Origin of the sequence: Arthrobacter pascens (genome assembly GCF_030815585.1) — a bacterium.
In the GTDB taxonomy this organism is placed as follows: Bacteria; Actinomycetota; Actinomycetes; order Actinomycetales; family Micrococcaceae; genus Arthrobacter; species Arthrobacter pascens_A.
The window spans coordinates 1273647-1288287 of the sequence record NZ_JAUSWY010000001.1 but is presented as its reverse complement, the minus strand read 5'-3'; the positions used below and the strand labels follow the sequence as shown (position 1 = coordinate 1288287).

Sequence of the window (14641 nt, the reverse complement as noted above, 5' to 3'; positions counted from 1 at the left end):
GTCAGGCGTCCGGAACGAATTCGGAGTAGCCAGCGGCCCGAAGCCCCGCACGCAGCTTTTCCGCGTTCGCGTCCAGCACGTCCGGGTCCGGATTCTGCTCCGCCGAGGCGAAATCGAAGTCGGCCATGCTGTTGGACGGCCAGACGTGTACGTGGAAGTGGTTGATTTCGTAGCCGGCGACGATCAGTCCGGCACGCTCGGCGTTAAAGATCTCCACCTGCACGGCGCCGATCCGCCGGGCCACTTCCATCACTTTCGCCAGCGTTTCCGGAGACGCATCCGTCCAGCGGTCCACCTCTTCAGTGGGGACAACCAGGGTGTGCCCGTCGGCCAGGGGGCCCATGGTCAGGAAGGCAGCAACGTCGTCCTCCCGCCAGACAAAGCGTCCGGGGATTTCGCCGTTCAGGATCTTGGTGAACAGGGTGCTCATGCGTCTGCCTCCTCGGCCGGGGCCTGCAAGGTGCTGGTGTCCAGCACAAACCGGTATTTCACGTCGCCTGCCACCATGCGGTCGTAGGCCATATTCAGCTGGTCTGCGCGCACCAGCTCGATGTCCGCAACAACGCCGTGCTCGGAGCAGAAATCAAGCATGTCCTGCGTCTCGGCGATGCCGCCGATCAGCGAGCCGGCATAGGCGATCCGCCGCCGGACCAGGGCCCCGGGGTTCACCGGCGGCATCGCTTCCGACGGCAGACCCAACTGGAACAGCGCGCCATCCCGGCGGAGGGTGCGGAAGAAGGGATTCAGGTCATGCGGTGCGGACACCGTATCAATAATGACGTCGATGCTGCGGTTTGCGGCAGCCATGGCGTCCTTGTCGCCGGACAGGATCACCTCGTCCGCGCCCAGTTCCAGTGCTGCGGGAACTTTTGATTCTGAAGTGGTGAAAACCTTGACTACGGCGCCCATGGCCTTGGCCAGCTTCACGGCCATGTGTCCGAGGCCCCCGAGCCCCACAACGCCCACCACGTCGCCTTCCTCCACGTCGAAGTGCCGCAGCGGGGAAAAGGTGGTGACGCCCGCACAGAGCAGCGGGGCGACGGCGGCCGGGTCCAGGTTACGTGGCACCCGGACCACATAGCGGCGGTCAACCACCACCGACGACGAATAGCCGCCCTGCGTGATGGAGTTGCCGTTGCGTGCATCCTTGGCACCGTAGGTACCTGTCATGCCGTTTTCGCAGTATTGTTCCAGGCCGTCCAGGCAGCTGTCGCATTCCCGGCACGAATCCACCATGCAGCCCACACCCACAAGGTCACCCGGGGAGAAGTCCTCCACGGCGGAGCCGACCCGGCTGACTGTTCCGACGATTTCGTGGCCCGGGACGAGGGGATAGTTCTGGGAGCCCCATTCACCGCGCGTGGCGTGGACATCCGAGTGGCACAGCCCGCAGAATGCGATGGCAATCTCCACGTCGTCGTCTTTGGGGGCGCGCCGGGCCAGCGTCAGGGGAACCAGTCCGCTGTCACCGGACACCGCGCCATAGGCTGCCGCTAGCCGGCCGGCACCAGCGGTACCCGGGGAACCGTGGAGGTCATCAGCGTCAGCCGGCAAGATGGGGCGGGCAAGGGGCGGCGGTACGGGTCGTCCAGGGGTCATACAGCGACGCTACCCCCGCCGGCTGCGGAATATCCACTCGAAGGGGTGCTGTGGGCGCTCTCAGGAGCGGCCATCGCCGTCGGGCCGGTCCCCGGTCACCACAGGCAACGAGGGGTTGTTGGACCATTCAGAGAAGGAACCGGGATAGAGCGCTGCACGGATCCCCGCGATTTCGAGTGCGGCAACCTCGTGGGCTGCTGTCACGCCGGAGCCGCAATACACCGCCACCGGTGCGTCGTCGGTGATTCCAAGCCCTTCGAAGCGGCGACGGAGGTCGCCCGCCGGGAGGAAGCCCCCGGACCCATCCACGTTCTCCAACGTCGGCGCGCTGAGGGCGCCGGGAATGTGGCCGGCGCGCGGATCAACAGGTTCAAACTCGCCCCGGTATCTTTCGCCGGCGCGGGCGTCCAGGAGGATGCCGGTGTCCGCCCAGCTTCCCGCCGCGGCCGCGTCGATCGCCGGCATCTTCCCGTCCTGAAGGGACACATTGCCGGGGACCGCTTCCACGGGTTCCTCCTCCAGCGGCTGTCCGGCACCCAGCCAGGCGGCCAGGCCGCCGTCGAGCAGGTAAACCTCCTGGAATCCGGCGTTGCGGAGCATCCACCAGAGCCGTGCCGCCGCCAGGTTGCCGCTGTTGTCATAGGCAACCACAACATCACCGTTGCTGATCCCCCATGCCCTGGCTGTGTCCTCAAACTCCCGCCTGGACGGGAGGGGGTGCCTCCCGCGGGCAGCCACCGCGGGCGCTGCGAGCTCTGTGGCGAGGTCCACGAAGACTGCACCGGGGAGGTGCCCCTTCAGGTAGTGCTCCCGGCCGTGCGGATCACCCAGCGCCCAGCGCACGTCCAGCATCACAGTCCGCTCGCCGGCGGCACGGCGGGCTGCCAGGGTGTCGACATCCATAAGGGGGCCCATCATTCTCCTTGGGTGGGGTCGGGCAACGGATCTGACCACTCTAACCCCGGCCCCGTGACCGCCGCGGGTAGGCTGGTGCGGTGAAGAACGGACGCAGCACGGACCGGGCCTGGGCAGACCAGGCCATCCGCAAAATCGCCGCGGAAAACAACCGCTCCGCGGACACCCACCTCTACTCGGTGCCGCTGCCCGAGCACTGGGGTGTCCAGCTGTATCTCAAGGACGAATCGACCCACCGCTCCGGCAGCCTCAAGCACCGGCTGGCGCGCTCGCTCTTCCTGTTCGGGCTGGTGAACGGCTGGATCCGGGAAGGCACCACCATCGTGGAAGCCTCCAGCGGAAGCACGGCGGTCTCCGAGGCGTACTTTGCACAGCTCCTGGGGCTGCCGTTCGTGGCGGTGATGACGCGCACCACCAGCCCGGAGAAAATCTCCCTGATCGAACAGTTCGGCGGCTCGTGCCTGCTGGTGGACCACGCTTCGGAGGTTTACGCCGCAGCAGAGGAAGTGGCGGCAACCAGCAACGGCCACTACATGGACCAGTTCACCTACGCGGAACGTGCCACGGACTGGCGGGGAAACAACAACATCGCCGAGTCGATCTTCCAACAACTGGCCCTGGAGGAGCATCCCGTCCCCCGCTGGATAGTGGTCGGTGCAGGAACCGGCGGAACCAGCGCGACCATCGGCCGCTACCTCCGCTACCACAGCCACGACACGGAGCTGGCGGTCGTTGACCCTGAAAATTCCGCGTTCTATCCCGGTTGGCGTGACGGCGTTCCCGGCTTCAGTACAGGGCTGCCGTCACGGATCGAAGGCATCGGGCGGCCCAGGATGGAGCCCAGCTTTATCCCCTCCGTCATCGACCGGATGGTCCAGGTTCCCGACGCCGCATCCGTTGCCGCCATGCGGCACCTGCACACGGTTGCGGACCTGCACGCCGGGCCGTCGACGGGCACCAACCTGTGGGGCGTGTGGCAGCTGGCGGCCGAAATGATCGCGGAAGGGCGGCGCGGCAGCATTGTGTCGCTGATGTGCGACGGCGGCGACCGCTACACGGGGAGCTACTACAACCCCGAGTGGCTGGCCAGGCAAGGGCTGGACCCGGAGCCGCATGAGGCAGTCATCAACCGCTTCTTCGAATCGGGCCTCTGGAGCGCGTAGCCCCGCTATACCTCCACTGTGTCGCCAGTGGACAGGTGCGTGAACCCGACGCCGTACTTGCCACCGAGGCGGGTCACGTGGGATTCAACCATCTTCAGTCCCATCTCGTTCAACAGCCCGTCATGGATCTGGAAAGCCCGCGGAGCCCGGACGCCGATCACAAAGTCCACCACCTCGCTGGCCTTGTTCCACGGGGCGTGGATAGGAACCAGCAAGGTCCGGACGCTGATACCGTCCGGGATAATAAACGAGTCTCCCGGGTGGTAGACGTTCTCGTCCACCAGGTAGCCAATGTTCGCGACCACGGGGACCTGCGGGTGGATAAGGGCGTGCTGTCCGCCGAAGCTGCGGACACTGAACCCGGCTGCCTCAAAGGAGGTGCCCGGCTCAACGCTGTGGATCCTGGCTGCCGCCTCCGGTGCCTCCCCGCGCAGGTGTCCGGCCACCCCGGCGGGCGCGAACACCGCCAGGCCGTCCATCTCGCGCAAGGCATTCACCATGGCGGGAACGTCTATGTGGTCACCGTGCTCGTGAGTGATGAGCACGGCCTGCGCGCCGTTCAGCGCTTCCTTCGTCTCAGAGAACGTTCCAGGGTCCAGCACCAGGATCCGGCCTTCCTTCTCGAGCCGGACGCAGGCGTGCGTGTACTTTGTCAGCTTCATAGCGCCAGCCTAGGGTCCGGCCGGGACCGTGTCCACGACGCTGAAGTCCCCGAAGCCGGGGCTGGTAATCTTGATAGTTGCCACCATCCCTCAGGGAAGCGAGTCCATTTATGCCGTACGGCACCAAGGCTGACGAAACCACGCCGTCCACCCCCGCAGCGGGCGGAGGCAAGGAACAGCGCGTCACCAAGCAGCGCCTGGCCGTCAGTGCTGCCCTGGACGAACTGGATGACTTCGTCAGCACCCAGGAGCTCTACCGCATCCTTCAGAACCAGGGCGTTTCGGTATCCCTCGCGACGGCGTACCGGATCCTGCAGTCCCTCGCGGACGACGGACTGGTGGATGTACTCCGCAACGGCGAAGGCGAAGCTGTGTACCGCCGCTGCGCGGTGACCGGCCACCATCACCATCTCCTGTGCCGGAACTGCGGGAAGGCCGTGGAGGTTGAGGCTCCCGCGGTGGAAACGTGGGCAGCACGGACCGCCGTGGAACACGGCTACACCGATGTGGCGCACACGGTGGAGATCTTCGGCCTGTGCCCGGACTGCACCGCCCGCAAAGCAGCGGGGAACCTCTGACCGCACTTGCGGTGGCACCACTGCTGCCAAACCTCAGTGCGCGTGCAGGACGCGCCCGTTGAGCCCCTTGTTGGCGCGGACAGTCCCGATGATCCGGCAGACCACATAGATCAGGAATGACAGGGTGGTGACGTAGGGGCTGATCGGAATGCGTCCGCCCAGGGCGAGGAGGATCCCGCCCACTGTGGCTGTCATGGCAAAAGCGACACTCAGCACCACCACCGCCACCGGCGAGGACGTGACGCGCAGGGCAGCGGCCGCCGGGGTGATCAGCAGTGCCAGCACCAGGAGTGCTCCCACCACCTGGATGGACAGCGCCACGCTGACCCCCAGCAGCACCATAAACACGAGGGCGAGCGTTCTGACGGGGACACCGCGGGCTTCGGCCAGTTCCGGATCAACGCTGGCAAAGTTCAATGGCCGCCAGATGACCACCAGCGCCGCCATCACTACCACGGCTGTCCCGGCGAGTGCCTGGAGCTGGACCGTGTCAACCGAGACGATCTGCCCGGTCAGGAGGCCGAACTTGTTGGCGGCCCTGCCCTCATACAGGGACAGGAACAGGATGCCCAGCCCCAGCCCGAACGGCATGATCACGCCGATGATTGAATTCTTGTCGCGCGCCCTGACGCCCATCAGGCCCAGCAGCAACGCGGCCGCCACCGAACCAACGAGCGAGCCGAAGACAATGTCAGCCCCGACCAGCAGGGCAAAGGCCGCTCCGGCAAACGAGAGCTCCGAGATGCCGTGGACGGCAAACGCCAGGTCGCGCTTCATGACGAAAGTCCCCACGAGACCACCCAGCAGGCCCAAAACCGCGCCGGCCCAGATGGAGTTCTGCACCAGGACCAGCAGTTCGCCGTAGTTTTCGAAGCTGAAGATCGATCCGATGATGCTGTCGGCATCCATCAGGCCACCTCTCCAGCTGTCACGTGGGCATCCGCATGATGATGCGTGGTCGCGTCAGGAAGCCCGACGACGATGATGCGTCCGTTCGCATGGATGACCTCAACGTGGCTGCCGTAGAGATCTGAGAGGACTTCTGTGGTCATGACCTCTTGTGGCGTTCCCACCCTGAACCGGCCTCCGGCCAGATACAGCACCCGGTCCACGTAGTCGATGACGGGGTTGATCTCGTGCGTGACAAAGACCACGGCGCTGTTCTGCTCATGGCACTGTTTATTGATGAGGGCGCTGACGGCTTGCTGGTGGTGCAGATCCAGGGACAACAGGGGTTCGTCGCAGAGGAGAACCTTTGGATCGGTGGCGAGGGCCTGTGCAACACGGAGCCGCTGCTGTTCGCCACCGGAGAGCTGACCCACCGGTACCTTGGCGTAGTCACTGGCTCCCACGAGTTCCAGGAGCTCATCGATCCTCCTGTTTGCCTTGGAAATGCCGAGGCGCATGCCCCAGCGGTGGCCATCCACGCCCAGTCCCACCAGGTCCCGGGCGCGCATCGGTGTATCCGGAGCAAATGACTTCTGCTGGGGAATGTAGCCGATCAGCCGGCTCCCCCGTTCCACTGGCTGGTCGCCCAGGGTGGCCCGGCCTGAGTGCAGGTCCTGCAGGCCAAGCAGCACCTTAAGGAAACTGGTCTTTCCACTCCCATTGGGGCCAAGAACGGCGAAGAATTCGCCTGGCCTGATGTCCAGGTCGAGATCCTCCCAGAGCGCCCGCCTGCCGAACTGCAGGGACGCCCCGCGGAGGCTCACCACCGGTCTCAACTATTTTTCTCCAAAGCTTTGCTGATGTTGTCCACATTGTCCGTCATCCACTGCAGGTACGTCTTGCCTTCGGGTAGTGTTTCGCTGAAATCGACCACGGGAACGCCCGCAGTTTCCGCTGCTTTTTTAAGCGCTTCCGTCTGGGGGCCCTCGGTTTGCTCGTTGTAGGCAAGGAACCTGAGGTCCTTGGATCCGGCCAGATCCGTTGCGGCCTTCAGCACCGCAGGCGGGACATCGGTGCCTTCCTCAATCGCGGCGCTGTAATCCGCGGGGGTCTTGTTCTCCAGCCCGGCCGCCTCAAGCAGGTAGAGCGGCACGGGTTCCGTGACGGCCACCGGAGATCCGCCCGCGCTTGCCTTGAGGGCAGCAAGCTTGCCGGTCAGGCCCTCCAGCCCGGACTTGAAGGTTTTGGCATTCGACGTGAATGTCTGTGCGGATCCAGGCTCGAGCTCACCGAGTTTGGCGGCCAGATCGTCTGCCAGCCGGCCCATTGCATCAAAGCTGTACCACACGTGCTCGTTGAAGGCGCCGTGCTCGTGTGCGTGACCGTGCTCATCAGCCGGTTCGGTGGCCGCCGCCGTGGAACCTGCAGGTTCTTCCTCCGGCGCCAGGCCGGACACTTCCACGGCGCTGAGAATGTTGTTGTGGGGGATGCCGCTGTCATCGGCCATCGTGTGGATGAACCCGTCATAGCCGCCCCCGTTCTCGATCACCACGTCGGCCTTGGAGATGACCAGCCGGTCCTGGGACGTGGCCTCGTAGGAGTGCGGGTCCTGGCTGGTCTTGTTGATGATGGCCGTGACGTTGACGCTGTCCCCGCCGACGGCGCGGGCGATGTCGCCATAAACGTTGGTGGAAGCCACGACGTCGAGCTTTCCCTCAGAAGAAGGTGACGACGGGGACGAAGCGTTTCCTGCCGGACCGCAGGCGGTCAGCAGCAGGCTCAGGCCCGCGAGGGCGGCCAAGGATGTACGGACGGCGGCAGGACGGCGCACGGAAACCTCAAATCAGTTCAGGGGAATGGACTTCTACGTTCCCAGCAGTCTACCTCTAAATAGGAATGATTCCTATTTAGGAAAGGCCGGCCGGGCCGAAGATTCACGGCCCGGCCCAGGATCAGCTGCACCGGCTATTCACCGTTCGGCTGGCCGAGCCTCCGGATGCCGGTGGCCTGGGTGGCGTCCCGGATCTCGCCCACCAGCAGCTCGATCACGTCTTCCAGGAACAGCACCCCTTGGGTCTGACCATCAGGGCCGATGACCCGGGCCAGGTGTGAGCCTGTGCGCTGCATAACTGACATCGCCGTTTCGATCTCGTCATCCAAGGCGAGGTTCGCCAACGAACGGATCCGGCTCTCAGCGATGGGGTGCTGATAGTCCGTCTCAGGGATTGACAGCACGTCCTTCACATGGAGGTAGCCCGAGAGCATGCTGTCGTCATCCAACATGGGAAACCTGGAGAATCCGGTTCTGCTGACGGCTTTCTCGAATTCCACAGGCGTAGTGGCCGCTTTCAGCATGACGAGCTTGTCCAACGGCACCATGATGTGCGATGCCGTGTGCTCGGAGAATTCCAACGCACCCGTGATCAGCCCGGCATCGTCGTCCACCAGCCCGTGGCGGGTGGACTCCTGAACGATCGACTGCACTTCCTCGAGCGTGAAGGACGAATTCACTTCGTCCTTGGGCTCAATCCGCAGGAGCTTGAGGATGTGGTTGGCGGACCAGTTCAGCGCCACGATGACAGGGTTGACCAGCCGGGCAACGAACATCAGCGGCGGTGCGAGGAGCAGGGCGGCCTTGTCTGCCACCGAAACCGAGATGTTCTTGGGCACCATCTCCCCGAAGGTCACGTGCAGGAAGGTCACCAGCATCAGGGCGATTCCGAACGCCAGGACGTCGGCGATCTCCATCGGCAGCCCCACCGCCTCCAGCGGCGCTCCCATCAGATGATGGATGGCAGGCTCGGCAACCTGCAGGATCAGCAGGGAGCAGACGGTAATACCCAGCTGGGCGCAGGCCAGCATGAGCGAGACATTTTCCATGGCACGCAGGGTTGTCTGGGCCGCTTTGGACCCGGCGTCGGCCAGGGGTTCAATCTGGCTGCGCCTGGCTGACATCACCGCGAACTCTGCAGCAACAAAAAACGCGTTGCCCAGAAGGAGCACAATCAGCCAGAGTATTCCGGCCCAGTCGCTCACGGTGCGGTCCTGTCGTCAGAAGCCTGCTCCGCGTCACGCGCAGCCGGCTGGAAGCAGATCCTGTCGATCCTTCGTCCGTCCATCCTGGTCACGCTCAGCGTCCCGCCGCCCACCGCAACAGTGTCTCCGACGGCGGCGATGCGGCCCAGTTCACTCATGACGTAACCGCCCACAGTCTCGTAGGCAGCTTCGTCCGGAACTGTCAGCCCAGGAATCTGTTCGGACAGTTCATCCGGTCGCAAAAGGCCCGGGAAGTACCAGTCACCGGAGGCACTCTGGAGAAGGCCAGGCCGGACTTTGTCGTGTTCGTCCGCAACTTCGCCCACGATTTCCTCCACGAGGTCTTCGAGGGTGGCAATGCCGGCGGTTCCGCCGTATTCATCCAGCACTATAGCTAGCTGCAGGTTTCCTTCGCGCAGTTCCGCCAGGAGGGCATCCAGATGGATGGTCTCCGGCACCCTGAGAACGTCTGTCATGATGGCGCCGGCCTCCAGGTTGGGGCGCCGGTCCCACGGCACGGCCACGGCTTTCTTCACGTGGACCAGTCCCCTGATGTCGTCGGCAGACTCGCCAATGACCGGGAATCGCGAGTATCCGGTGCGCCGCGCGGCGTCCAGGATGTCCGAGACCGGCTGGTCGGCGTCGATGGTCTCCACGCGGATCCGGGGCGTCATCACGTCGGCCGCCGTTCGGGCGGAGAAGCTCAAAGTCCTCGCCACAAAGTTGGCAGTGCCGGCGTCGAGCGTTCCCATGGCAGCAGAACGCCGCACCAGGGACGCCAGCTCAGCCGGGGTCCTGGCCCCTGAAATCTCTTCCTTGGCTTCAAGGCCGAACACGTTGAGCACCTTGTTGGAGAAGCCATTGAGCACCACGATGGCAGGCTTGAAAACCGCCGTGAAAACGAGCTGTGGCCGGGCCAATGCCTTACCGATCGGAAAGGACAGGGCAATTGCCATGTTTTTGGGTACCAGCTCGCCCAACAGCATGGACAGCAAAGTTGCGAGCGCCATCGCGATGACCAAGGACAAGGATGCCGCCGCCACTTCGGGAACGCCGACGGCGGCCAGCGGGCCTTCCAGCAGTTGGCCCACAGACGGTTCCATCACGTAGCCGGTCAGCAACGTGGTCATCGTAATGCCAAGCTGGCAGCTGGAGAGCTGGGTTGAGAGGGACTTCAGGCACTTGAGCAGCGGAACAGCCCCTGCGTCACCGTTGTCGATGGCCCGCTGGACCGTGGCCTGGTCCAAGGCAATAAGGGAAAATTCGACGGCGACAAAAAAACCGGTGCCGGCGATCAGCAGGAATCCTGCCGCAAGGAGCAACCACTCCATTCAGCATCCCGCCCTGGGATACACGGGCGGACTGTGTAGCTGGTTCCGGGGGAAACTGCCCGGTGGAGGATGGTCAGACGAAGCCGACTCTGTTTCCATAGATGCTCCGCCGGGATGGACCGTCGGAGAGTGATGGGCTCGTGTTCGGGGTTTGCCGGCTCTGCGGGTGGGCTGTGCGTCGCTGTTCATTGTGCTCCGCTGACAGCCCCCAGGCCGGCACCTAGATTTACTGTCCATAAGAAGTTCAGTCTACAGGAGCAGATCCCGGCGCCCGCCTGGACGCTGCTGCACCCCGTTTTGGCTATCGCCGGCAGGGGCCACGAGCGCCACATTCGGCGTTCTCCGCGTCACTTCATGATTTGGGTCACGCTTATTGGCAGTTAACACGCGATGCTCATTAGACTGGCAAAGGTCTGGGTTCAGAGGACGCAGAGACTGGTTCGAATGTTGTGCTGCGGCACCGTGGCGGCCAGAGAGAAATCAAACTCATGGAAGAGGCGTATTTCAAGTGCCAGAGCAGCCTAGCCACCGTCTACCAGAGGAATTTGGCGGAAACGAGTGGCTCGTTGACGAACTGTACGAGCAGTATCAAAAGGACAAGAACGCGGTGGATGCCAAATGGTGGCCCCTGTTCGAATCCTTCGACTCGGGCAGCGGTTCATCTTCCAACGGAAATTCGGCCCTCGCCGTAGCCCACCCCGCAACCCGTGAAATGCCTGCCGTAGCCCCTCAGGCTCCGGCCCCTGCTGCTCCGGCAACGTCGCCGGCAGCCCAGCCCGCGGCCCCCGCCGCTTCGGCACCCGCCCCGGCGCCGGCGCCGGCAAAGAAGGCTCCGGCAACGATCGCCCGCGACGGTGCGAAGAAGCCCGACTCCGGCACCGGATCGCAGCCTATCCCCGCGCAGCTCCCCAAGAACGTTAAGGCACCGACGGCGCCAGAAGAGGACGTCGTCTCGGTACTGCGCGGTCCGGCCAAGGCCATTGCGTCGAACATGGTCACCAGCCTTGAGGTCCCCACGGCCACCAGCGTCCGGGCCATTCCGGCCAAGCTGCTGATCGACAACCGCGTTGTCATCAACTCCAACCTGGCCCGTGCACGCGGCGGCAAGGTTTCCTTCACCCACCTGATCGGCTACGCCGTCATCCGGGCCTTGTCGCAGTTCCCCTCCATGAACGTCTACTACGACGAAGTGGACGGAAAGCCTGTTGCAGTCCAGCCGGCCCACGTCAACTTCGGCATCGCCATCGACATGCCCAAGCCTGACGGCACCCGTTTGCTCATGGTGCCGAACATCAAGAAGGCGGAGACCCTCAACTTCTCCGAGTTCTGGCACACGTATGAAGACCTCATCAAGCGTGCCCGTGCCGGTAAGCTCACAGCCGATGACCACTCCGGTACCACGGTTTCCCTGACCAACCCCGGCGGAATCGGCACCGTGCACTCCGTGCCGCGTCTGTCGAAGGGGCAGGCTGCCATCATCGGCGTCGGCGCACTGGACTACCCGGCCGAGTTCCAGGGTGCCAGCGAAAAGATCATCGCGCACAACGCCATCAGCAAGGTGCTTACGCTGACCTCCACGTATGACCACCGCGTCATCCAGGGCGCAGGCAGTGGCGAGTTCCTGAAGCTGGTCCACCAGTTGCTTCTCGGCGCGCAGAACTTCTACGACGAGATCTTCGAGGCCCTGCGTATCCCGTACGAGCCCGTTCGCTGGAGCCCGGACCTGCAGGTTGACCCGGCAGACCAGATCAACAAGGTTGCGCGGATCCAGCAGCTGATCCACTCCTACCGTGTCCGCGGCCACCTGATGGCGGACACCGACCCGCTGGAGTACGTCCAGCGCAAGCACCCGGATCTCGATGTCCTGACCTATGGGCTCACCCTGTGGGACCTGGACCGCGAATGGCCCACCGGCGGTTTCGGCGGCAAGCCGATGCTGAAGTTCCGCGACATCCTGGGCGTGCTCCGTGACGCCTACTGCCGCACCACCGGCATCGAGTACATGCACATCCAGGAGCCGGAGGAACGCAAGTGGTTCCAGGACCAGCTGGAGCACGCGTACTCGAAGCCAAGCCGCGAAGAGCAGCTGCGCATCGTGTCCAAGCTCAATGCAGCCGAAGCATTTGAAACCTTCCTGCAGACCAAGTTCGTCGGTCAGAAGCGTTTCTCCCTGGAGGGCGGGGAGTCCCTGATCCCCCTCCTGGATGCGATCATCTCCGACGCCGCGGACGACGGACTGGACGAGGTAGCCATCGGCATGGCCCACCGTGGCCGCCTGAACGTGCTGACCAACATCGCCGGCAAGACCTACGCCCAGGTCTTCCGTGAGTTCGAAGGCACCCAGGATCCCCGTTCCGTACAGGGGTCCGGCGACGTCAAGTACCACCTCGGCACCGAAGGCACCTTCACCTCGGACAACGGCAAGGAAACCAAGGTCTACCTGGCCGCCAACCCGTCCCACCTCGAGGCCGTGGACTCCGTACTGGAAGGCATCGTCCGCGCCAAGCAGGACCGGCTGGACCAGGGCGAAGCCTTCCCAGTCCTGCCCATCATGGTCCATGGTGACGCGGCCTTTGCCGGCCAGGGCGTGGTTGCCGAGACACTGAACCTCTCCCAGCTCCGTGGCTACCGCACGGGCGGCACCATCCACGTGGTGGTCAACAACCAGGTGGGCTTCACCACTGCCCCGTCGTCGTCGCGGTCCTCCACGTACTCCACGGACGTCGCCAAGATGATCCAGGCTCCCGTGTTCCATGTGAACGGTGACGACCCGGAGGCCGTGGTCCGCATTGGCCAACTCGCCTACGAGTTCCGCCAGCGCTTCCACAAGGACGTTGTGATCGACATGGTGTGCTACCGCCGCCGTGGCCACAACGAGGGTGATGACCCGTCGATGACCCAGCCCCTCATGTACAACCTGATCGAAGCCAAGCGCTCCGTCCGCAAGCTGTACACCGAGTCGCTGATCGGCCGTGGGGATATCACCGAGGATGAAGCCGAGCAGCTGCTCCGCGACTACCAGGAGCGGCTGGAACGGGTCTTCGCCGAGACCCATGCTGCCCAGACCTCGCCCATTCCGATCGTCACCGCAGACTCCGCCGCGGTATCCGACATCGAGCGTCCCATCGCCCAGCAGTCTGACTCCGGCACCAACGCTCCGGCGTCCACCGCTATCTCCCCTGAGACCCTGGCCAGGATTGGCAAGGCGCACGTTGAAATTCCCGAGGGCTTCACCGTCCACGCCAAGCTCAAGCAGCTGCTCGAGAAGCGCGAACAGATGTCACGCGAAGGCGGCATTGACTGGGGCTTCGGCGAGATCGCGGCCTTTGGCTCGCTCATCATGGAAGGTGTTCCTGTCCGCCTGGCAGGCCAGGACTCCCGCCGCGGGACGTTCGTTCAGCGCCACGCGGTGTTCCACGACCGCGCCAACGGTAATGAGTGGCTGCCGCTGGGGCATCTCTCAGACAACCAGGCCAAGCTGTGGATCTACGATTCCCTGCTGTCGGAATATGCGGCCATGGGTTTCGAATACGGCTACTCCGTGGAGCGCCCGGATGCACTGGTGTTGTGGGAAGCGCAGTTCGGTGACTTCGTCAACGGCGCTCAGACGATCATCGATGAGTTCATCTCCTCGGCCGAGCAGAAGTGGGGCCAGCGGTCCTCGCTGGTGCTGATGCTGCCACACGGCTACGAGGGCCAGGGTCCGGACCACTCCTCTGCCAGGATCGAACGGTTCCTGCAGATGTGCGCTGAAGAAAACATGATCGTCGCCAACCCCACCACGGCGGCCTCGCACTTCCACCTGCTCCGCCGCCAGGCGTACAGCCGTCCGCGCAAGCCGCTGATCATCTTCACCCCCAAGCAGCTGCTGCGCCTCAAGGGAGCCGCGTCCTCCGTCGAGGACTTCACCACCGGCAGCTTCCGCACCGTCATCGGGGACCATGAGCAGCTGGCGGCGGACGCCGTCGAACGCGTACTGCTGGTGTCCGGCCGTCTCTATTACGATCTTCTGTCCACCCGGCAGAAGACCGATGATAAGACCACGGCGATCGTCCGCGTGGAGCAGCTCTACCCGCTCCCGCACGCGGAGATCGCAGCGGAGCTGGCCAAGTACCCGAACGCCGAAGTTGTGTGGGCCCAGGATGAGCCTGCCAACCAGGGACCGTGGCCATTTATGGGCCTGAACCTTCCGGGCGCGCTTGACCGTGCTGTCCGTCTGGTATCGCGTCCCGCATCGGCCTCCACGGCTGCCGGCTCCATGAAGCGGCACGCTGCCGAGCAGGATTCCCTCCTGAAGCAGGCATTTGCACGCAAGTAACAACGGTTGCTGCCCGGCCGGACGTCGAAATACCAGACTCCGGCCGGGCAGTTCTGTTTAATGGGATGGACGGCCATCCAATCAGGCAGAATGGCCAGGCCAAGCGTTGATGCCCACAGGGGCAGAATCGAACGCCGTTCAGCACGGAAGT

General features: G+C 64.1%; 12 protein-coding genes. 3 read left to right on the top strand and 9 right to left on the bottom strand.

Features of this window, described 5'->3' with window-relative positions; genetic code table 11:
• Nucleotide 1: 1 nt before the first annotated feature.
• Genes QFZ30_RS06035 through QFZ30_RS06025 form a run of 3 tightly spaced genes read right to left on the bottom strand, consistent with a single transcriptional unit; the run spans nucleotide 2 to nucleotide 2514 of the window.
• The gene (locus QFZ30_RS06035; RefSeq protein ID WP_307074410.1) at nucleotides 2–430 is read right to left on the bottom strand and encodes an HIT family protein; all 429 of its coding nucleotides are present in this window, start codon (nucleotides 428–430) and stop codon (nucleotides 2–4) included.
• Nucleotides 427–1599 carry an NAD(P)-dependent alcohol dehydrogenase gene (locus QFZ30_RS06030; protein ID WP_307074408.1) on the bottom strand — a complete coding sequence of 391 codons (1173 nt, stop codon included), beginning with the start codon at nucleotides 1597–1599 and terminating at the stop codon, nucleotides 427–429. Before QFZ30_RS06030 ends, QFZ30_RS06035 begins: the two co-directional genes overlap by 4 nt.
• A 60-nt stretch (nucleotides 1600–1659) precedes the next feature.
• The gene (locus QFZ30_RS06025; RefSeq protein WP_307080081.1) at nucleotides 1660–2514 is read right to left on the bottom strand and encodes a sulfurtransferase; all 855 of its coding nucleotides are present in this window, start codon (nucleotides 2512–2514) and stop codon (nucleotides 1660–1662) included.
• A gap of 80 nt (nucleotides 2515–2594) precedes the next feature.
• On the opposite strand from QFZ30_RS06025, the gene QFZ30_RS06020 reads away from it, so the two are divergent.
• Nucleotides 2595–3677: a PLP-dependent cysteine synthase family protein gene (locus QFZ30_RS06020; protein ID WP_307074406.1), complete on the top strand. Its 1083-nt coding sequence runs from the start codon at nucleotides 2595–2597 to the stop codon at nucleotides 3675–3677.
• 5 nt (nucleotides 3678–3682) lie between these two features.
• Here the strand turns inward: QFZ30_RS06020 and QFZ30_RS06015 are convergent, their stop codons facing one another.
• A complete protein-coding gene (locus QFZ30_RS06015) occupies nucleotides 3683–4339 on the bottom strand; it encodes an MBL fold metallo-hydrolase (RefSeq protein ID WP_307074404.1) in 657 nt (218 codons plus the stop codon).
• A 110-nt stretch (nucleotides 4340–4449) separates the two neighbouring features.
• Between QFZ30_RS06015 and QFZ30_RS06010 the strand changes: the two genes are divergently transcribed.
• Complete coding sequence (locus QFZ30_RS06010) at nucleotides 4450–4917, top strand: Fur family transcriptional regulator (protein ID WP_307074402.1); 468 nt, start codon at nucleotides 4450–4452, stop codon at nucleotides 4915–4917.
• A 33-nt stretch (nucleotides 4918–4950) separates the two neighbouring features.
• On the opposite strand, the gene QFZ30_RS06005 is transcribed toward QFZ30_RS06010, so the two are convergent.
• The 5 genes from QFZ30_RS06005 to QFZ30_RS05985 all read right to left on the bottom strand — a co-directional run bounded on the left by QFZ30_RS06005 (nucleotide 4951) and on the right by QFZ30_RS05985 (nucleotide 10172).
• The gene (locus QFZ30_RS06005; RefSeq protein WP_307074399.1) at nucleotides 4951–5826 is read right to left on the bottom strand and encodes a metal ABC transporter permease; all 876 of its coding nucleotides are present in this window, start codon (nucleotides 5824–5826) and stop codon (nucleotides 4951–4953) included.
• Nucleotides 5826–6641, bottom strand: a complete 816-nt coding sequence (locus tag QFZ30_RS06000) for a metal ABC transporter ATP-binding protein (protein ID WP_307074397.1) — start codon at nucleotides 6639–6641, stop codon at nucleotides 5826–5828. Before QFZ30_RS06000 ends, QFZ30_RS06005 begins: the two co-directional genes overlap by 1 nt.
• Entirely contained in the window at nucleotides 6638–7636 is a 999-nt protein-coding gene (locus QFZ30_RS05995) for a metal ABC transporter solute-binding protein, Zn/Mn family (RefSeq protein WP_307074395.1), read from the bottom strand. Before QFZ30_RS05995 ends, QFZ30_RS06000 begins: the two co-directional genes overlap by 4 nt.
• 134 nt (nucleotides 7637–7770) lie before the next feature.
• Nucleotides 7771–8841, bottom strand: a complete 1071-nt coding sequence (locus QFZ30_RS05990; protein ID WP_307074393.1) for a hemolysin family protein — start codon at nucleotides 8839–8841, stop codon at nucleotides 7771–7773.
• Entirely contained in the window at nucleotides 8838–10172 is a 1335-nt protein-coding gene (locus tag QFZ30_RS05985) for a hemolysin family protein (RefSeq protein ID WP_307074391.1), read from the bottom strand. The genes QFZ30_RS05990 and QFZ30_RS05985 overlap by 4 nt, the downstream gene beginning before the upstream one ends.
• 508 nt (nucleotides 10173–10680) lie before the next feature.
• On the opposite strand from QFZ30_RS05985, the gene QFZ30_RS05980 reads away from it, so the two are divergent.
• On the top strand, nucleotides 10681–14490 hold the full coding sequence (locus QFZ30_RS05980) for a multifunctional oxoglutarate decarboxylase/oxoglutarate dehydrogenase thiamine pyrophosphate-binding subunit/dihydrolipoyllysine-residue succinyltransferase subunit (RefSeq protein ID WP_307074388.1): 3810 nt from the start codon (nucleotides 10681–10683) through the stop codon (nucleotides 14488–14490).
• The last annotated feature ends 151 nt before the right edge of the window (nucleotides 14491–14641 follow it).

Coding starts and splice junctions, on each gene's coding strand:
- QFZ30_RS06035 (WP_307074410.1), bottom strand. CDS start 430: ATGAGCACCCTGTTCACCAAGATCCTGAACGGCGAAATCCCCGGACGC.
- QFZ30_RS06030 (WP_307074408.1), bottom strand. CDS start 1,599: ATGACCCCTGGACGACCCGTACCGCCGCCCCTTGCCCGCCCCATCTTG.
- QFZ30_RS06025 (WP_307080081.1), bottom strand. CDS start 2,514: ATGGGCCCCCTTATGGATGTCGACACCCTGGCAGCCCGCCGTGCCGCC.
- QFZ30_RS06015 (WP_307074404.1), bottom strand. CDS start 4,339: ATGAAGCTGACAAAGTACACGCACGCCTGCGTCCGGCTCGAGAAGGAA.
- QFZ30_RS06010 (WP_307074402.1), top strand. CDS start 4,450: ATGCCGTACGGCACCAAGGCTGACGAAACCACGCCGTCCACCCCCGCA.
- QFZ30_RS06005 (WP_307074399.1), bottom strand. CDS start 5,826: ATGGATGCCGACAGCATCATCGGATCGATCTTCAGCTTCGAAAACTAC.
- QFZ30_RS05985 (WP_307074391.1), bottom strand. CDS start 10,172: ATGGAGTGGTTGCTCCTTGCGGCAGGATTCCTGCTGATCGCCGGCACC.